Annotated in this window: 15 protein-coding genes and 1 pseudogene; 2 read left to right on the top strand and 14 right to left on the bottom strand. The window is 64.9% G+C overall.

The features are described 5' to 3' along the window. Positions 1-75: 75 nt before the first annotated feature. Positions 76-732 carry a protein-L-isoaspartate(D-aspartate) O-methyltransferase gene (locus tag QA635_RS22910; RefSeq protein WP_283061583.1) on the bottom strand — a complete coding sequence of 219 codons (657 nt, stop codon included), beginning with the start codon at positions 730-732 and terminating at the stop codon, positions 76-78. A 375-nt stretch (positions 733-1,107) separates the two neighbouring features. Here QA635_RS22910 and QA635_RS22915 point away from each other — a divergent pair, with 375 nt between their 5' ends. Next, complete coding sequence (locus QA635_RS22915; RefSeq protein WP_026192734.1) at positions 1,108-1,485, top strand: response regulator; 378 nt, start codon at positions 1,108-1,110, stop codon at positions 1,483-1,485. A gap of 108 nt (positions 1,486-1,593) precedes the next feature. Here QA635_RS22915 and surE read toward each other — a convergent pair whose 3' ends face one another. The 12 genes and pseudogenes from surE to QA635_RS22975 form a co-directional block, all read right to left on the bottom strand. Then, positions 1,594-2,361, bottom strand: coding sequence for a 5'/3'-nucleotidase SurE (gene surE, locus QA635_RS22920; RefSeq protein ID WP_028332131.1), 768 nt, complete (start codon positions 2,359-2,361; stop codon positions 1,594-1,596). 79 nt (positions 2,362-2,440) lie between these two features. Then, a complete protein-coding gene (locus QA635_RS22925; RefSeq protein ID WP_283061587.1) occupies positions 2,441-3,439 on the bottom strand; it encodes a hypothetical protein in 999 nt (332 codons plus the stop codon). A 16-nt stretch (positions 3,440-3,455) separates the two neighbouring features. Next, the gene (serS, locus tag QA635_RS22930; RefSeq protein WP_283061589.1) at positions 3,456-4,787 is read right to left on the bottom strand and encodes a serine--tRNA ligase; all 1,332 of its coding nucleotides are present in this window, start codon (positions 4,785-4,787) and stop codon (positions 3,456-3,458) included. Between the two features lie 206 nt (positions 4,788-4,993). Then, positions 4,994-5,791: a twin-arginine translocase subunit TatC gene (tatC, locus tag QA635_RS22935; protein WP_038381092.1), complete on the bottom strand. Its 798-nt coding sequence runs from the start codon at positions 5,789-5,791 to the stop codon at positions 4,994-4,996. Then, positions 5,788-6,309 carry a Sec-independent protein translocase protein TatB gene (gene tatB / locus QA635_RS22940; RefSeq protein ID WP_283061592.1) on the bottom strand — a complete coding sequence of 174 codons (522 nt, stop codon included), beginning with the start codon at positions 6,307-6,309 and terminating at the stop codon, positions 5,788-5,790. The genes tatC and tatB overlap by 4 nt, the downstream gene beginning before the upstream one ends. A gap of 160 nt (positions 6,310-6,469) precedes the next feature. Further along, complete coding sequence (locus QA635_RS22945) at positions 6,470-6,703, bottom strand: twin-arginine translocase TatA/TatE family subunit (RefSeq protein WP_016846882.1); 234 nt, start codon at positions 6,701-6,703, stop codon at positions 6,470-6,472. Positions 6,704-6,868: 165 nt separating this feature from the next. After that, positions 6,869-7,750: pseudogene (gene scpB / locus QA635_RS22950) on the bottom strand (SMC-Scp complex subunit ScpB); the annotation flags it as partial. A gap of 22 nt (positions 7,751-7,772) precedes the next feature. Further along, on the bottom strand, positions 7,773-8,594 hold the full coding sequence (locus QA635_RS22955) for a segregation and condensation protein A (protein ID WP_212058259.1): 822 nt from the start codon (positions 8,592-8,594) through the stop codon (positions 7,773-7,775). Continuing rightward, positions 8,591-9,613 carry a beta-N-acetylhexosaminidase gene (nagZ, locus tag QA635_RS22960; protein ID WP_283061595.1) on the bottom strand — a complete coding sequence of 341 codons (1,023 nt, stop codon included), beginning with the start codon at positions 9,611-9,613 and terminating at the stop codon, positions 8,591-8,593. The genes QA635_RS22955 and nagZ overlap by 4 nt, the downstream gene beginning before the upstream one ends. Positions 9,614-9,659: 46 nt before the next feature. Further along, the gene (locus QA635_RS22965; protein WP_283061597.1) at positions 9,660-11,132 is read right to left on the bottom strand and encodes an SPOR domain-containing protein; all 1,473 of its coding nucleotides are present in this window, start codon (positions 11,130-11,132) and stop codon (positions 9,660-9,662) included. Positions 11,133-11,250: 118 nt separating this feature from the next. Continuing rightward, on the bottom strand, positions 11,251-13,047 hold the full coding sequence (gene argS / locus QA635_RS22970) for an arginine--tRNA ligase (protein ID WP_283061598.1): 1,797 nt from the start codon (positions 13,045-13,047) through the stop codon (positions 11,251-11,253). Between the two features lie 9 nt (positions 13,048-13,056). Beyond that, on the bottom strand, positions 13,057-14,265 hold the full coding sequence (locus QA635_RS22975; RefSeq protein WP_283061600.1) for a deoxyguanosinetriphosphate triphosphohydrolase: 1,209 nt from the start codon (positions 14,263-14,265) through the stop codon (positions 13,057-13,059). A 138-nt stretch (positions 14,266-14,403) separates the two neighbouring features. Between QA635_RS22975 and erpA the strand changes: the two genes are divergently transcribed. After that, positions 14,404-14,733 (top strand): iron-sulfur cluster insertion protein ErpA, encoded by a 330-nt coding sequence (erpA, locus tag QA635_RS22980; RefSeq protein WP_016846874.1) that lies wholly within the window; start codon positions 14,404-14,406, stop codon positions 14,731-14,733. A 63-nt stretch (positions 14,734-14,796) separates the two neighbouring features. Here erpA and QA635_RS22985 read toward each other — a convergent pair whose 3' ends face one another. After that, positions 14,797-17,925, bottom strand: a complete 3,129-nt coding sequence (locus QA635_RS22985) for an efflux RND transporter permease subunit (protein WP_283061603.1) — start codon at positions 17,923-17,925, stop codon at positions 14,797-14,799. Positions 17,926-17,927: the final 2 nt, after the last annotated feature.

The raw sequence follows: 17,927 nt of genomic DNA on the forward strand, positions 1-17,927 counted from the left end.
AGTAAACACGTACCGAGTAAATAACCGCTTAACCCTGCGAATAAGGCGTTGGTGCCAAGCAGCAAATCGCCAAATTTACAATTCGCGCGCGATTCCCGGCAACGCCGGCACAAAGCGGACGTCGACCAATTCCTTGCGGTCGAAGCCGTTCTCGGTCCGCACCACGCGGACGAGGGTCTGGATACCCTGATGCGGCCCGACCGGGGCGATCAGGATGCCGCCGGGTTCGAGCCGCTCCAAGAGCTTCTCCGGGATTTGCTCCATCGCCGCGGTGACGATGATGCGGTCGAAGTCGCCCGCCCCGGCCGGAATGTCGAAGCCGTCCCCGAGCAGCACCTCGATATTGTAATAACCCAGCTTTTCGAGGCGCTTGCGGGCGCCGTCGGCCAGCGTCCGGTAGCGCTCGATGGTCAGCACCTGCTTGCACAACCGGGACAGCACGGCCGCCTGATAGCCCGAGCCGGTGCCGATCTCGAGCACGCGATGGTCCTTCTGCAGTTTCAACTGCTCGGTCATGTAGGCCACGACGAAAGGCTGGCTGATGGTCTGCCCACAGGCGATCGCAAGCGCGCTGTCGCGATAGGCCTCGTTGCGATCGCGCGGATCGACGAAGACCTCGCGCGGCACCTCCTCCATCGTACGCAGCACCGCCTGATCGCTCACCCCACGCCGCCGCAGGGTCAGCTGAAACATCATCTTCTCGGTCGGATCGGGGTTCACGGCCATGTTCATCAGCGTCTCTGGGCGGCAGCGCGGAATCTTGCCCTCTAGATGCCATTGAAATCCGAAATACCGCGTTAAGGAAAAATTTCCCGTCGCGTTTTGTTCCCGGCCAGGAACCATCGCCAGATTTGGCATTGGCGCCGGCCCGGCTCCCTCACATATAATCGGCGGCGATGCGCAGTTAACGTCTGGGTGGCGCAGATCAGGGCGCTCGTAGGGCCAACACACCTCGTTGGCTGTTGGGCAAATCTTGCGCAGCAAAGCCCGCCAGCGCGATGCGGAAAACGCTGTGGCGCGCCGGAAACGGACCAATTCCCGAACGTTTGCATTGCGCGCTGTAATGTTATTTGCGAGCCTGATTCAGGGAAGGGCAAGGATTCCATCATGACAGCGATACGGCCGGCGGGCTGTTCAGTTTTCCTCGTAGAGGACGAGGTCATGATCCGAATGATGGTCGCCGATATGCTGGAGGAACTCGGCCATAGCGTTGCGGCCGAGGCCGGCGAGATCGGCGAAGCGGTCAAGCTTGCGCAATCGACCGAATTCGACCTCGCGATCCTCGACGTCAACGTCAATGGCAAGGTGATCACCCCGGTCGCCGAACTGATCAACGCCCGCAACCGCCCCTTCATCTTCGCGACCGGCTATGGCTCGTCCGGCCTGCCTCCGGAGTATCGCGACCGTCCGGCGCTGCAAAAGCCCTTCCAGTTGGAAACGCTGGCCCAGGTGATTTCCAGCGCGATGAAGGGCGCGCCGGTTTAACGGCAAGTTACGCGCGTAGCCCGGATGGAGCGAAGCGTAATCCGGGGACTTCACAACACGGGTCCCGGATTTCGCTTCGCTCCATCCGGGCTACAGATTCCCCGAGGATTACTTCAGCGTATCAATCAGCGTTTCCGAAAATGCTTCATCGGTGCGGTCGAGCCGCAGCGGTGTGACCGAGACGTAGCGCGCCGCAAGCGCGGCGAGATCGGTGCCTTCGGCCGGCGCATCCATCATCGCCGCGCGCTCGAAGCCGATCCAGAAATATGGATTGCCGCGTCCGTCGTGACGGCGATCGATCTTCAGGAACCCCTGATTGCGCTTGCCCTGCCGCGTGATCCGGATGCCCTTCACGTCATCGGGCATGCAGGACGGGAAGTTGACGTTGATGACGGTGTTTCTGGGGACGCCGGCGCCGATCACCTTGCGGATGATGTCGGGTCCGAATTTCAGCGCGGTGTCCCACAGCGGCGCGTTGCGCGTCTCGATCGAGAATTCCTGCGACAGCGCGAATGACGGAAAGCCCAGAATGGTGCCTTCGAGCGCGCCGGCGATGGTGCCGGAATAGACCACGTCCTCGGCGACGTTGCGGCCCTTGTTGACGCCGCTCAGCACGAGATCGGGCAGCTTGTCTCCGAGAATGTGGCGCGCGCCCATGATGACGCAATCGGTCGGCGTGCCGCGCACCGCGAAGTGACGCGGGCTGACCTCGCGCAGACGCAGCGGATCGTTGAGCGACAGCGAATGCGAGACGCCGGACTGATCGAGCTCGGGGGCAACGATCCAGACGTCGTCGGACAACGCGCGTGCGATCTGCTCGACGACCTGCAGGCCTGGGGCATGGATGCCGTCATCATTGGTGCAGAGAATTCGCATCCGTCAAAGTGCCTTTTGTTCCGATTCGACGCGGGTATCTTACGTTGCGGTTTCTTGAGTTGATTGCCGTCTTAACCGGCTAGGGCCGCGGAGGCAAACCTGGCGATGGCCCGCGCCATCGTGCCGACGTCACGCGCCATGGACGGACAAATCGCGCGCTGCCGGCGATCTTGCGCTCGAACACCGGCCAGGCTGCTCTGGCCGGCCGCCGAACAACCGCGATGACGGGCGTTGGCCGCGGCGCCTCTGGCACTTTGACCCGTGGGGTCTGACGCAGTTCGGCCCCGAGACCCCGGGACGCGACAGCTTCTGACCTTGGAGGCTCGGGCTTGGCAGGTTCAGGCTTTGGCGCTTCAACCTTGGGAGCTTCAACCCTGGGCGGCTCAACCCTCCGAGCTTCCGGCTTGGCCGACTCAAGAGCAATTGATGCGGTTTGGCGAGGCTCAGGGTTGGGAGGCTTCGGAAGCTCCGATGTGGGGAGCTCGGACTTGATGGGATTGGCCGTGACCGAATCGGCCTTGGCGGGTGCGATCGTGAGAGACTCGGCCTTCGGAGCTTCAAACGCGCCAGGCTCAGCCCTGGACGGTTCGGGGGCGAACGAAGCCGCTTGGGGGAGCTCGGACCCCGACGGCTCGACCTTCCGAGGCTCAACCCCGAGCGGTTCGGGTTTGGGCGGCACCGGAGCGAGCGCTTCGCCCGGCGCCGTCGCAGCCGATTTCGATTTCAGCCTGGCCAGCAGCTCCTCGATCGAGGGCACCGATGTCGCGTCAAGCGGCGCGCGCGGCGCGGCCGGCGGCGTCGCCCGGACCAGCGGTGGCGGCGACCCAATCGGTGCAGGTGGTGGCGGCAGATCTGCCGGTGCCAATTGGGTGAACTTGCCGCGCGCGATCTCCAGAGCCTTGTCGAAGTCGGGCCTGTCGATCCAGGCCTTCGATTGCACCTCGGTCACGCGCGCGTCCCACAGGCGCGCGGCCTCGATGTCGTAATAGCCCATCTGCTTCTGATTGATCAGCTGCAGACCGTGGCCCGTAACGGCCCATTGTCGACCAAGCCAGTGGATGTCACGGTGCAGCGGCATCACAATGGCCCTCGCCTCACATGCCGTGCTCGATGACCTTGAGCCCGCCCATATAGGGCTGCAGCACATCGGGCACCGCGATCGAACCATCCTGCTGCTGATAGGTCTCCATCACCGCGATCAAGGCGCGCCCGACCGCCGTGCCGGAGCCGTTCAGCGTATGCACGAAACGCGGCTTGCCGTCGGGGCCGCGATAGCGCGCGTCCATGCGGCGGGCCTGGAAATCGCCGCACACCGAGCAGCTCGAAATCTCGCGATAGGCGCCGCCGTCGCCCTGCCCCGGCATCCACACCTCGATGTCGTAGGTCTTCTGCGCGGAGAAGCCCATGTCGCCGGCGCACAGCGTCATCACGCGATAATGCAGGTCGAGCTTCTGCAGAACCTGCTCGGCGCAGGACAGCATGCGCTCGAGCTCATCCTTGCTGGCTTCCGGCGTCGTGATCGACACCAGCTCGACCTTTGTGAACTGGTGCTGGCGGATCATGCCGCGCGTGTCGCGCCCCGCCGCGCCGGCCTCCGCACGGAAGCACGGCGTCAGCGCGGTGAGCCGCATCGGCAGCTCCTTCTCGTCGAGGATGGATTCGCGCGCGAGGTTGGTCAGCGACACTTCCGCGGTCGGGATCAGGCCGAGGCGCTCGCTGCGCAGATCGGCATTCGGCGACGCGAGCAATTCGCCCTTGATCGCCCAGAACTGGTCGTCCTCGAATTTCGGCAACTGACCGGTGCCGAACATCACGGCGTCGCGCACCAGCAGCGGCGGATTGATCTCGGTGTAGCCGTGCTCGCCGGTGTGCAGGTCGAGCATGAACTGCCCGATCGCACGCTCGAGCCGCGCCAGGCCCTTCTTCAGCACGACGAAGCGCGCGCCGGACAGTTTCGCCGCCGCCTCGAAATCCATGTCGCCCAGCGCGGTGCCGAGATCGTCATGCAGCTTCGGCGCAAAGCCGTAGTCGCGCGTCTTGCCGTACACATGGTGCTGGACGTTGCCGTGCTCGTCGGTGCCGTCGGGCACCTCGTCGAGCGGCAGGTTCGGAATCGACGACAGCTCTTTGGTCAGCTGTTCATCAGCCGTCTTCGCCGTCAGCTCGAGTTCTGGCATCGTGGTCTTCAGCTCGGCGACTTCAGCCATCAGCTTGGCCGCGCGCGCCTCGTCCTTTGCCTTCTTGGCCTCGCCGATCTCCTTCGAGGCCGCATTGCGCCGCGCCTGGGCCTGCTCCGACGCCAGGATCGCCGCCCGCCGCTTCTCGTCGATCGCCAGCAGCGACGGCGACAGGGCCTCCAGCCCGCGGCGCTTCAGGCCGTCGTCGAAGGCTGTCGGGTTGTCGCGGATCGCTTTGATGTCGTGCATGAGTCAGTCCTGGCAGGCTATGCGTAAGCAACCAACCATTGCGTTGGCAAACTACGGCTATGTAGTTCCACTACCACGACCGTCATCGTCAGCGAAAGCGGGTGATCCAGCATTCCAGAGACGTCGGTGCGTCACACCGAGAAGCCGCGGCGTACTGGATACCCCGCTTTCGCGGGGTATGACACCGACTGTGAGGTGAAATCACCCTACTCGGCCGGATTGGTCGCCCCGGACGACGCATTCGAGGTCGCGGCCTTCTTCTCCACGATCCGGACCGCGATGATGGCGCCCTCGTAGAGCGCGAGCAGCGGGATCGCGAGCGAGGCCTGGCTCAGCACGTCGGGCGGCGTCAGCACGGCGGCGATGATGAAGGCGATCACGATGAAGTAGCGCCGCTTCTCCTTCAGCATCTTCGAGGTGACGATGCCGATGCGGCCGAGCAGCGTCAGGATCACCGGCAGCTGGAACGCGATGCCGAAGGCGAAGATCAGCGACATCATCAGCGAAAGATATTCGCCGACCTTGGGCAGCAGCTGGATCTGCGCGGTCTCCGCGCCGCCGGCCTGCTGCATGCCGAGCGAGAATCGCACCAGCATCGGCAGCACAACGAAATAGACCAGCGCCGCGCCCATCACGAAGAACACCGGAGTGGCGATCAGATACGGCAGGAACGCGTTGCGCTCGTGCCGGTAGAGACCGGGCGCGACGAATTTGTAGATCTGGGTGGCGACGATCGGAAACGAGATGAAGCCGGCGCCGAACAGCGCAAGCTTCAGTTGGGTGATGAAATATTCCAGCAGCGCGGTGTAGATGAATTTCGAATTCTCCGGCCCGGCAATCCAGACGAACGGCCAGACCAGCACGTTGTAGATCTGCTTGGCGAAGAAGAAGCAGATGATGAAGGCCACGCCGAAGCCGAGCAGCGCCTTGATCAGCCGCGAGCGCAGCTCGATCAGGTGATCCATCAAGGGGGCCTTGCTGGCCTCGATGTCTTCGGCGCTCATGACGCCCTCGCGTCCTTGAGCGCGTCGGGCTGTACCGGCGTCACGTCCTGCGGCGCCGGCTCGGCCTTCACCTCATTGGTGATCGCAAGCGGCTCGCTGGCTGCCGCGTGCGCCTCGGCCTCGACGAAGGTTTCCGGCGTCGGCTCGACGGGAGTCGTGGGCGTCACCGGCGTGTCACTTGACGCCACCTGTGCGTCGATTGCGGACGCGACCTGCGCATCGACCGGCTTGTCGATCTGCAGGGCGTCGCTGACGTCCTTCTGCAGCGAGGTCATAATGTTGCCGCTGGTGATGCCGGTTGCGGCCTCCTTGACCTCGTCAAAGCTCTTTTTGAGGTCGGCCATCTCGGCCTCGCGCATGGCTTCCTGGAATTGGCCCTGGAATTCGGAGGCCATCTTGCGGGCCTTGCCCATCCATTGCCCGACCATGCGCAGCACGCCCGGCAGTTCTTTCGGGCCGATGGCGATCAGCGCGACGACCGCGATGACGACCAGTTCACTCCACCCGATATCGAACATGAATTCTTCTGCCTAAGCGCGCCGCCATCGGCCCCATCGCTCCCAACAGGATCTGGGGCTGCCGGCGCCTTTTCTCAATCGGCGTCCATAGCGCGTCTATGCGACGGCGTCACCGTTTCGCGCAAGAAAAAACGTCGAAATATGCGTCAGTACAAGCGCGTTAGACGGCCTTGCTGCCGACGTCCTGGCGCGCGGCCGACGTCGCCGCATTGTGATCGATCGACTTGGTGGGCTCAGTCTTCTCGGCGACCTTGTCGTCGTCCTGCATGCCCTTCTTGAAGGCCTTGATGCCCTGGGCGACGTCACCCATCAGATCAGAAATCTTGCCGCGTCCGAACAGCAGCAGGACCACTGCGATCACGACGATCCAGTGCCAAATGCTCAACGAACCCATCCTGCAACCCTCCAGAAATGGCCGGCGGACCGGCCTGAACTTTGCCGGAAGGTAGGCCCGCGGGGTGTCAAAAACAAGGACCTCGGCCGCGGCAAATCGCTGTCGCGGCTACGTAATATTGCTAGGCTTAACCGGGAATATTCAGGCCTATTCGCCCTTGTCCTCGGTGGCGGCGTCATCACCCGCGTGGTCGGCGCGGTCTTCTGGCTCGCCGGTGTCAGGTTCGGCCGCATCCGCGTCAGAGGCAACGTCCGCCTCGACCTCCGCTTGGGCGGTCGTTTCGACCTCGGCAGTCCCAACCTCATCAGTGGTTTCTGCGTCGGCCTTCGGTTCCTCGGCTTCCGGCTCGACCGCCGGCGCCAGCAACAGTTCCAGCGTATCACCCGGCTCGAGCGGCTCCTCGTCCTCCCGCAGCGTCGCGTCATCCGACGGCGACGGAACGGAAAATCCGGTCGGCAGACGCGAGTCGAGCAGACCCGTGCCCTTCAGCTCCTCGAGTCCCGGCAGGTCGCCGAGCGCTTCCAGGCTGAACTGCGACAGGAACGCGTCGGTGGTTCCGAAGGTGAGCGGACGGCCCGGCGTCTTGCGGCGGCCGCGCGGCCGGATCCATCCGGTCTCGAGCAGCACGTCGATCGTGCCCTTCGACGTGACCACGCCGCGAATTTCTTCGATCTCGGCGCGAGTCACCGGCTGGTGATAGGCAACGATCGCCAGCACCTCGATCGCGGCACGCGACAGCTTCCGGGTTTCGGTGCTCTCGCGCGTCATCAGCCACGACAGATCGCCGGCGGTGCGGAAAGTCCACTTGTTGGCGACGCGCACCAGGTTGACGCCGCGCGGCGCGTATTCCGCTTGCAGCTGTGCGAGCGCCGCCTTGACGTCGACGCCGTCGGGCATCCGCTTTGCCAGCGTTGCCTGATCGATCGGCTCGGCCGATGCAAACAACAGGGCTTCCAGGAGCCGCAATTCCTCAGGACGCGCCACCGGATCCATAGGAGAAACCTCCTCCTCGGGCTCTTCTCTGCGCACTTCCGCCAAGCTTGCCATGGGCTTGCTCTCCTTCTTCCACTTACTCAACCGACAGGTCCGGCGCCGCCATTGCGGCTTGCGCTTGACGCTTTCGGAAATAGATCGGCGCGAACGCCTGCTTCTGGTTGATCTCCATCTCGCCTTCGCGAACCAGTTCGAGGGCGGCCGCGAAGCTCGAGGCGAACACCGTCGCCTTCTGCTTGGGATCTGCGACGTACTTCATCAGATACTCGTCGAGGCAGCTCCATTCCTCGGCGAGGCCAACCAGCCGCTCCAGCGACGCGCGCGCTTCGGCGAGCGACCACACCGTCCGCTTGGCCAGATGGACCGAGGTCAGCACGCGCGACGCGCGCTGCGTGGCATAGGCCGACAGCAGGTCGTACAAGGTGGCGGTGAACTTCGGATGCTTGATCTCGGCGATCGATTCCGGATTGCCGCGCGGAAAGATATCGCGCTGGAACTGCGGCCGGTTCATCAGCCGGTTCGCCGCCTCGCGGATCGCCTCCAGCCGGCGCAGCCGGTTGGCGAGCGCGGTCGCCATTTCCTCGGCGCTCGGCCCCTCCGCGCTCGGCGGCTCGGGCAGCAGGAGCCGCGACTTCAGGAACGCCAGCCACGCCGCCATCACCAGATAGTCGGCCGCAAGCTCGAGGCGAATCTTGCGCGCCGCCTCGATGAACGAAAGATACTGGTCGGCGAGCGCGAGGATCGAGATCTTCGACAGGTCGACCTTCTGCTGCCGCGCCAGCGTCAACAGCAGGTCGAGCGGACCTTCATAGCCCTCGACGTCGACCACCAGCGCCGGTTCGCCCTCGGCGAGGTCGGCCGGCCGCCCGGTATCAAACGAAAGAATTTCAGCGGTCATGCCGTCCCTACCCGATCCAACAACGCATCCAGTTCAGCCCGTGCCGCCTGCCGGTCGAGCGGCTGAGGCGGCTTGCGCGCGGCGAGCGTCGCCTTGGCGCGCTCAAGCGCCTTGCCGGTCAGTTCCGGCGTTTCGCGTGCGACCTCGCGCATCTCGTCAATATTGCCGTTGCAGTGCAGAACCATGTCGCAACCGGCGGTGACGATGGCGCGGGTCCGCTCGGCAATCGATCCGGCCAGCGCATTCATCGACACGTCATCACTCATCAACAAACCTTGGAACCCGATCAGGCCGCGAATCACCTGTTCGATGATTGTCGCAGAAGTCGTCGCCGGATGGACGGGGTCGAGCGCGCTAAACACAACATGTGCAGTCATGGCCATCGGCAGATCCGCAAGCGGCTGGAACGCGGCAAAATCGGTCCGTTCCAGCTCGGCCTTGGCGGTATCAACGGTCGGAAGCCGGAAATGGCTGTCCGCCATGGCCCGGCCATGGCCGGGAATATGCTTGAGAACCGGCAGCACCCCGCCCTGTTCCAGTCCGTCCGTGACCGCCCGCGCGATCGCCGCGACCTTGCCCGGCTCGGTTCCATAGGCCCGGTTGCCGATCACCGCGTCCGCCCCGGCCACGGGAACGTCGGCCAAAGGCAGGCAATCGACGGTGATTCCGAGGTCGGTCAGGTCGGCCGCAATCAGCCGTGAGCTGAGCCGAGCTGCCGCAAGCCCGAGTTTCGGATCGATGTCGTAGAGCGCCCCAAAGCTCGCGCCCGGTGGATAGGCCGGCCAATGCGGCGGGCCGAGCCGCTGCACCCGCCCGCCTTCCTGGTCGATCAGGACCGGGGCATCGGCGACGCCGACTGCGGACCGGAGTTCCTCAACAAGAGCCGCCACTTGGGCAGGACTCTCGATGTTGCGCTTGAACAGAATGAAGCCCCATGGCCGCTCGGCGCGAATGAATTCGCGTTCGGCGTCGTTGAGGATCAGCCCGGATATGCCCGTGATGAATGCGCGGTTCGTCATTCGGCCGATTAGGCCGTATGCAGCTCACGGGTCAAGGAAACGGCCTTTAATTTCTTTGGATGAGGCACTGCGGTCCACCTGCCGACATCAGGCTCTTGCAAACTTGGCTCGCCTCTTCCGAGGACGCGAACGGGCCCGCGAAGGCGCGGTAGTAGACGCCTTTCTCTCCGAGATCGACGCGCTTCACCACCAAGGGCTGCGAACCGAGCACGTTGCGATACTTGCCCTGCAGCGTCCGGTACGACGCCTGGGCGTCCGCCTCGTTCTTCTGCGAGGACACCTGGACCAGATATCCGCCGCCACCAACCGGAGCCGCCGAGGTTGACGCGACCCGGGTCGGAGGCGCGGCCGGAGCCGCCTCAGCCTGGCCGGGAACAAGCGACATTGGCGAGTTGACGCTGGCATTGGCCGCAGCCGGGTTGCCGCGCGACACCGGAGGCTTCGCCGCCGCCGAAGGTTTCGCCGGCACGGTTGCGGTGGCCTGCGCGCCATCGGGCGTATCGCCCTTGACCGAAAGCGTGCGGACCTTGCGCGGCTCGTTGTTCGGCAACGTGCCGTTCGCGGTGATCGGTGCCGGCGCGGGTTGCGCCGTCTGCACGCTGGCCGCCGGCGGCGGATTCGCATTGGCGTTCAGCGGCGGAAACACGACGCGCGGTCCGGCGGTCTTCGAATTGACGTCGACCGGCGTCTCTTCGCGCGACACGATCTTCTCGGTGCCGTCGCCCGTCGCCATGCGGTCCGGCGTCTTAGCCGGCGCGTCGGCCTGGGCCGGGACCACCTTGGTCGGCGTGTTGTCAGCCTTGATGATCGGCGGCTCACCGCTGCGGGGCGAGCCGACATAGGTCCGGTAGGCATACGCGCCACCGACGCCGAACACACCAAGCGCGAGCACCGCGGCGACCGTTATCAGGCCGCTGCGCCGCCGACGGGGCTCGGGTTCTTCCTCGTAGGCCTCTTCATAGGCATAGGGATCGTCCGGATAGGCGGGATCGCGCTGCAGATCCTGCTCGCCGGCTTCCAACTGGCCGTAGAGCGCGTCGTCATAGCGCGACGGATCCTGATTCTGACCGCCACTCTGATAGTGCGGCTCCTCGTCAAAAGCCTCCGGCTGTCGAGGGGCCTCGACCGGCCGATATTGCGCCACCGGCGCGGGCGCAGGCGCGGGCTGCGCCTGCTGAGCCGCGTAGCGATGCAACGGATGCACCGGCTTCGGCTGGTAGTCCTGCTCGGGCTCTTCGTCTTCGATGTTCTGCACGGGAGGCGGAGCGACAGCCTCCTGCCGCGCGCGCTGCATCCAAGGCGGCGGGCCCGCGGGCGGCGCATCCTCGTCCGCGGCCTGCGGCTCGTATTGCTGCGGCCGCGCGTTGGCGCGCGACTGCAGCGGGCGCGGTGGCGGCTTGTTCGCGCTGCCGAAGGGATCCGTCTGGCCGATCAGCCGTGCCAGTTCGGCAAGCGGATCGCTGTCGGCCTTGGAAGCCGTGTCGGCGGGAAAATGTCGGTCCTGATATCGATCAGCCATTGTGATCATGCATCCCCTTCGGGACAGCGCCAAAATCGCCGGCACAGCCGGTCCGAACGAGTTGGCCCCTGCCAGATGCCCTCACAAATCCCCACTCGTGAAGGCCTAATGCCCCTGCCTACCGCATCTCGGTCGGAGCGTGGACGCCTAGAACAGCTAAGCCCGATGCCAGAACCGAGACGACGCCCTGAACCATTGCCAGTCGCGCCCTCGTGATCTCTGCATCATTATTGATAATGAAGCGTAAATAGGGCAAATCGCGCCCCTTGGTCCAAAGCGCATGAAATTCACTGGCCAAATCATAGAGATAAAAAGCGATTCGGTGCGGCTCATGTGCCACCGCGGCAGCCTCAATCATCCGCGGATAAAGCGCAAGCCGCTTGAGCAGCTCGAGCTCGGCCGGGTCGGTCAGCCGCTCGACCGTAGCATTACGGAGATAGGCCAGCCGGGCCTCATCGGTCTCGGGCAGATCGGGAACCGCTTCCTCCCGCGCGTTGCGGAAGATCGAATGGCCGCGGGCGTGGCCGTACTGGACGTAGAAGACCGCGTTGTCCTTTGACTGCTCGATCACCTTGGCGAGGTCGAAATCGAGCACCGCGTCGTTCTTGCGGAACAGCATCATGAATCGGACAGCGTCGGAGCCGACCTCGTCGACCACCTCGCGCAGCGTGACGAACTCGCCGGACCGTTTCGACATCTTCACCGGCTCGCCGTCGCGCAGCAGCTTCACGAGCTGCACGATCTTGACGTCGAGCACAGCCTTGCCCGCGGTCACCGCCTTCACGGCGGCCTGCATGCGCTTGATGTAGCCGCCGTGATCGGCACCGAACACGTCGATCAGATTGGTGAAGCCACGCTCGAACTTGTAGCGGTGGTTGGCGATGTCGGATGCGAAGTAGGTGTAGGAGCCGTCCGACTTAATCAGCGGACGATCGACGTCATCGCCATAGGCGGTGGCGCGGAACAGGGACTGCTCGCGGTCCTCGTAGTCCTCGACCGGCTTGCCCTTCGGCGGCGGCAAACGGCCCTCGTAGATGTCGCCCTTGGCGCGCAGGAAATCGATCGTCTCGGCGACCTTGTTGTTGCCTGATGTGATCAGCGAGCGCTCGGAGAAGAACACGTCGTGATGGATGTTGAGCGCGGCGAGATCGCCCTTGATCATCTCCATCATCATCGCGATCGCCTTGTCGCGCACGATCGGCAGCCACGCGGCTTCCTGCATATCGAGCAGCTTCTCGCCATATTCTTTGGCGAGCGCCTCGCCGACCGGCACGAGGTAATCGCCGGGATAGAGCCCTTCCGGGATCGCGCCGATGTCCTGGCCCAGCGCCTCGCGGTAGCGCAGGAACGCCGAGCGCGCGAGCACGTCGACCTGGGCGCCGGCGTCGTTGATGTAATATTCGCGGCAGACGTCGAAGCCCGCGAATTGCAGCAGGCTGCACAGCGCGTCGCCGAACACGGCGCCGCGGCAATGGCCGACATGCATCGGTCCGGTCGGGTTGGCCGAGACATATTCGACATTGACCTTCTCGGCCTTGCCGATGTCGCTGCGCCCGTAAGCCGAGCCGGCGGCCAGCACGGCACGCAGCGCGTCCGCCCAGACCAGCGGCTTCAAGGTCAGGTTGATGAAGCCGGGCCCGGCGACATCGACCGAGGCCACCAGCGCATCGGCGCGCAACCGCTCGGCGATCTTGTCGGCGAGCTCGCGCGGCTTGGCCTTGGCATCCTTGGCGAGCAGCATCGCGGCATTGGTCGCCATGTCGCCATGGCTGGCGTCGCGCGGCGGCTCCACCACGACGCGGGACAGATCGATGCCGGCGGGCCAATTGTCCTCGGCTGCGACAGCGGCACAGATCGCGTGCACGCGCGTCAGCATGTCGGCAAAAAGGTGTGGTGAAGCAGTGGTGTCGGCCATGGCAGGGCGCTAACGCAAATCCGGGGTCGAGTCAAAAAGCCTTTGGTGCTCGATCAGGGCGAAGCGGTCGGTCATCCCGGCAATGAAATTGCCGATCCGCCTGTTCCGAGCGCTCCCAGTCTCCTGCACGCTGCCCTCGATCCATTCCGCCGGCAGGTCTTCAGGCGATTGCTGGTAGCGCTCGAACAGATTGCGGACCACCTCCTCCGCCTCCCCCATCACCAGCATCACCCGCTTGTGGCGATACATCCGCCGGAACAGGAACGCCTTGATCCCCGCCTCCTGCTCCGCCACCTCGGACGGAAACGCGATCAGCGGGGTATTGTGGTGACGCACGTCGTGGGCCGATTGCGGCTGCGCGGCCGCGAGGCGCCGGCTCGCCTCGTTGAAGACCGCGCTGATGAAGTGTGAGATCAGCTCACGCACCAGTTCGGCGCCGCGCCGGACCTCGTCGAGCCCGGGATAGTGGCGGTCGATCTCGGCGATGATCTCTGCGGTCAGCGGCATCTCCTTGAGGTCGTCGACCGCGAACAGGCCGGCACGCAGGCCGTCATCGATATCGTGCGCGTCGTAGGCGATGTCGTCGGCAAAGGCCGCGATCTGCGCCTCGAGCGAAGCATAGCTCCAGAGCTCGAGGTCGTGGCCCTTGTTGTAGTCGGCAATTCCGATCGGGATTCCACTCTCCAGGTAGCGGCCGGCGGGTGCGCCGTTGCGCTCGGCCAGGGGGCCGTTGTGCTTGACGATCCCCTCGAGCGATTCCCAGGTCAGGTTCAGCCCGCCGAATTCGGGATAGCGATGCTCCAGCGAGGTGACGACCCGCAGCGCCTGCGCATTGTGGTCGAAGCCGCCGTCATCCCTGAGGCATTCGTCGAGCGCCCGCTCCCCGGCATGGCCGAACGGCGGATGGCCGAGGTCATGCGCCAGCGCCAACGTCTCGGTCAGGTCCTCGTCGACCCCGAGCTGGCGGGCCAGCGCCCGGGCGATCTGCGCGACCTCCAGCGAATGGGTCAGCCTGGTGCGGTAGTGATCGCCTTCGTGGAAGACGAAGACCTGGGTCTTGTGCTTGAGGCGGCGGAACGCGGTGGAATGAATCACCCGGTCGCAGTCGCGCCGGAATGGGCTCCGGGTCCGGCTCGGCGGCTCCGCGACCAGCCGGCCGCGGCTGCGATCGGGGTCGCAGGCATAAGGCGCGCGGGGGGCAGCCATTCCGACCGACACTGTATTTTAGTCCTTATCCATTTGATTCCATGGTCCGACGCACTTAACTATGACTGAGGCGGCCGACCAAATGAATTGGGGATGACGCCGGGCCTGATCCGGATCGGATCATGCTCAAATAGGGTTTCGGAGACCGACATGACTGCTGCCATCACCGTCAGCGAACGGGCCGCCCGCCGGATCGGGCAGATCCTCAGCAAGGAAGGCGAAGGCGCCAAGCTGCGCATTTCGGTCGAGGGCGGCGGCTGCTCCGGTTTCCAGTACAAGTTCGACGTCGAGCGCACCCAGGCCGATGACGACCTCGTGATCGAGCGCGACAGCGCGGTGGTGCTGATCGATCCAGCCTCGGTCCCGTTCCTCGCGGGCTCCGAAGTCGACTTCGTCGACGACCTGATCGGCGCCTCGTTCCGCGTCGTCAATCCGAACGCCACCGCCTCCTGCGGCTGCGGCACCAGCTTCTCGATCTAACGCTTCGCGATCCCGAGCGGTTTCTCCCGGCGAGCCGGTTTCCGGCTCGCGCCGAACGCTCGGCTATTCCGCCGCGACCACCTGCGGCCGCTCGACGTCGCCGCCTGTCTCCGCCTGGGGGTCGAGCTTGCGCCGCAGCCTGCGGTCGATGCGGTCGAGATAGATGTAGATCACCGGCGTGATGAACAGCGTCAGCAGCTGCGACACGCAGAGGCCGCCGACCACGGCGACGCCGAGCGGTTGACGCAGTTCGGCGCCGGCACCCGCGCCGAGCGCGATCGGCAGCGTGCCGAAGATCGCCGCGAACGTCGTCATCATGATCGGGCGAAAGCGCAGCAGCGCCGCCTCGCGGATCGCGTGCTCGGCGCTGAGGCCGACGCGGCGGCGCTCCAGCGCGAAGTCGACCATCATGATCGCGTTCTTCTTGACGATGCCGACCAGCATCACGATGCCGATCATCGCGATGACAGACAGCTCCATCCCGAACATCATCAGCGTCAGGATCGCGCCGATACCGGCCGACGGCAGGCCGGAGATGATGGTGATCGGGTGGATGAAGCTCTCGTAGAGAATGCCGAGAATCACGAAGGCCGCGAACACCGCGGCGAGGATCAGCACGCCCTGCCCGCGCAGCGAATCCTGGAACACCTGCGCGGTGCCGGAGAAGCCGGTCACAATCGTCGGCGGCAAATTCGCGGTCTGCTCGAGTTCGGTGATCTTGTCGACCGCGTAGCCGAGTGAGGTGCCCGGCGCGAGGTTGAACGAGATCGTCACCGCCGGCTGCTGGCCCTGGTGGTTGATCTGCAACGGCCCGACCGTCGGCACCAGCCTCGCCACCGCATCCAGCGGAATGGTCTGGTTGTTCGCGGTCTTCATGTAGAGCTTCGAGAGGTCGGACGGATCGACGCGGAACTGCGGCTGCACCTCGAGGATGATCTGGTAGTCGTTCGACGGCATGTAGATGGTGCCGACCTGCCGCGCGCCATAGGCGTTGTAGAGCTGGTTGCGGACCTGATCGACGGTGACGCCGTAGACCGCCGCCTTCTCGCGGTCGATGTCGACCGTCATCTGCGGGTTCTTGATGTAGAGGTCGGTGGTAACGTCGAGCAAGCCCGGGATCTTCTCGATCTTGTCGCGCATCTCGGGCGCCAGCCGGTACAGCGCCTCGGTATCGCCGCTCTGCATCACATACTGATACTGGCTCTTGGAGATGCGGCCGCCGATGCTGAGGTTCTGGATGCTCTGGAAGAACGCCTGCATGCCCGGGATCTCGCGCGCCTTCTGCCGCAGACGGCCGATCACCACGGTGGCGTTGTCACGCATCTTCTGCGGCTTCAGCGCGATGAACAGACGGCCGTAATTCGCCGTCGGATTGGGACCGCCGGAGCCGACCGTAGAGTTGATGTACTCTATCGCCGGATCGGTCCGCAGCACCTCGACCAGCGCCTGCTGGCGCACCTTCATCGCCTCGAACGAGGTGTCGGTCGCAGCCTCCGTCACGCCGATCAGAAAGCCGGTGTCCTCCTGCGGGAAGAAGCCCTTCGGCACGATCATGTAGAGGTAGATGGTGCCGCCGAGCGTCGCCAGCGTCACCACCAGCATCAGGGCCTTCTTGGCCAGCACCCAATCCAGCGCCCATTCATAGGCCCGCAGCCAGGCCTCGAACATCGCCTCGAACGCCCGCAGCACGATGTTCGGCCGCTTGGTCGCGTCATGCGCGCGCAGCACGCGGGCGCACAGCATCGGCGTCAGGGTCAGCGACACGAAGCCGGAGACGATGATCGCAACCGAGATCGTCACCGCGAATTCGCGGAAGACGCGGCCGACGATGCCGCCCATCAGCAGCACCGGGATGAACACGGCGATCAGCGAGAAGGTGATCGAGATGATCGTGAAGCCGATCTCGCGAGCCCCCTTCAGCGCCGCCTCGAACGGCTTCATGCCGTGCTCGATGTGGCGGACGATATTCTCCAGCATGACGATGGCGTCATCGACCACGAAGCCGACCGAGAGCGTCAGCGCCAGCAGCGTCATGTTGTTGATGGAGTAGTCCAGCGCGTACATCGCCGCGCAGGTGCCGAACAGCGAGATCGGCACCGCGAGCGCCGGGATGAAGGTCGCGGACGCCGAGCGCAGGAACAGGAAGATCACGAGGATCACGAGCCCGATCGCGATCAGCAGGGTCTCCTCGACGTCGCTGACCGCCTGGCGGATCGAGACCGAACGGTCCATCATGACCTGCATGGTCACCGAGGGCGGGATCGCGGCGCGCAGCGCCGGCAGCTTGGCCAGCACGGCGTCGACCACCGCCACGGTGTTGGCGTCGGGCTGCTTCTGGATCGCGAGCACGATCGCCCGCTCGTCGTTCATCCAGGTCGCGATCTTGTCGTTCTCGACGCTGTCATAGACCTTGGCGATCTCGTCGAGCCGGACCGGCGAGCCGTTGCGCCAGGCGACATAGATCTGGCGGTAGTCGGCCGCCTTGTCCATCTGGCCGGAGGCCTGCAGCGCGACGTCCTGCTTGGGGCCGTTCAAGGTGCCGACCGGCGTCGACGAATTGGCGCGCGACACCGCGGCGCGGATATCCTCCATCGACACGCCGCGCGCGGCGGCGGCCTCCGGATCGGCCTGGACGCGGATGGCGAATTTCTGCGCGCCGTAGATCAAGACCTGGGCGACGCCCGGCAACTGCGATAGCGCCTGCCCGATCGTGATGTCGCCGTATTCGTTGACGCTCGACAACGGCAGCGTCGCCGAGCCGAGCGAGACGAACAGCACCGGGAAGTCCGCCGGGTTCACCTTCCGGAAGCTCGGCGGGATCGTCATCTCGATCGGCAGCCGGCGCTGCGCGATCGTCAACGCGGTCTGCACGTCGAGCGCGGCAGCGTCGATGTTGCGGTTGAGGTCGAACTGGATGGTGATGACGCTCGTGCCCTGCGAGGAGTTCGAGGACATCGAGGAGATGCCGGCAATGGTCGAGAGCTGGCGCTCGATGATGCCGGCGACCGAGGCGGCCATGGTGTCGGCGCTGGCGCCGGGCAAGGTCGCGGTCACCGCAATGGTCGGGAAGTCCACCTTGGGCAGCGCCGAGACCGGCAGCAGGCGGAAGCCGAACACGCCGAATGCGATGATCGACGCCGTGATCAGCGTCGTCATGACCGGGCGGCGGATGCAGAGCTCGGAGAGCGTCATCG

This window comes from Bradyrhizobium brasilense (genome assembly GCF_029714345.1).
Lineage (GTDB): Bacteria > Pseudomonadota > Alphaproteobacteria > Rhizobiales > Xanthobacteraceae > Bradyrhizobium > Bradyrhizobium australafricanum.

Bases quoted from the DNA above. Each gene is read 5' to 3' on its own strand.
- QA635_RS22910 (WP_283061583.1), bottom strand. From the start codon at position 732: ATGAACATGGCCGTGAACCCCGATCCGACCGAGAAGATGATGTTTCAG.
- QA635_RS22915 (WP_026192734.1), top strand. From the start codon at position 1,108: ATGACAGCGATACGGCCGGCGGGCTGTTCAGTTTTCCTCGTAGAGGAC.
- surE (WP_028332131.1), bottom strand. From the start codon at position 2,361: ATGCGAATTCTCTGCACCAATGATGACGGCATCCATGCCCCAGGCCTG.
- QA635_RS22925 (WP_283061587.1), bottom strand. From the start codon at position 3,439: ATGCCGCTGCACCGTGACATCCACTGGCTTGGTCGACAATGGGCCGTT.
- serS (WP_283061589.1), bottom strand. From the start codon at position 4,787: ATGCACGACATCAAAGCGATCCGCGACAACCCGACAGCCTTCGACGAC.
- tatC (WP_038381092.1), bottom strand. From the start codon at position 5,791: ATGAGCGCCGAAGACATCGAGGCCAGCAAGGCCCCCTTGATGGATCAC.
- tatB (WP_283061592.1), bottom strand. From the start codon at position 6,309: ATGTTCGATATCGGGTGGAGTGAACTGGTCGTCATCGCGGTCGTCGCG.
- QA635_RS22945 (WP_016846882.1), bottom strand. From the start codon at position 6,703: ATGGGTTCGTTGAGCATTTGGCACTGGATCGTCGTGATCGCAGTGGTC.
- QA635_RS22955 (WP_212058259.1), bottom strand. From the start codon at position 8,594: ATGACCGCTGAAATTCTTTCGTTTGATACCGGGCGGCCGGCCGACCTC.
- nagZ (WP_283061595.1), bottom strand. From the start codon at position 9,613: ATGACGAACCGCGCATTCATCACGGGCATATCCGGGCTGATCCTCAAC.
- QA635_RS22965 (WP_283061597.1), bottom strand. From the start codon at position 11,132: ATGGCTGATCGATATCAGGACCGACATTTTCCCGCCGACACGGCTTCC.
- argS (WP_283061598.1), bottom strand. From the start codon at position 13,047: ATGGCCGACACCACTGCTTCACCACACCTTTTTGCCGACATGCTGACG.
- erpA (WP_016846874.1), top strand. From the start codon at position 14,404: ATGACTGCTGCCATCACCGTCAGCGAACGGGCCGCCCGCCGGATCGGG.
- QA635_RS22985 (WP_283061603.1), bottom strand. From the start codon at position 17,925: ATGACGCTCTCCGAGCTCTGCATCCGCCGCCCGGTCATGACGACGCTG.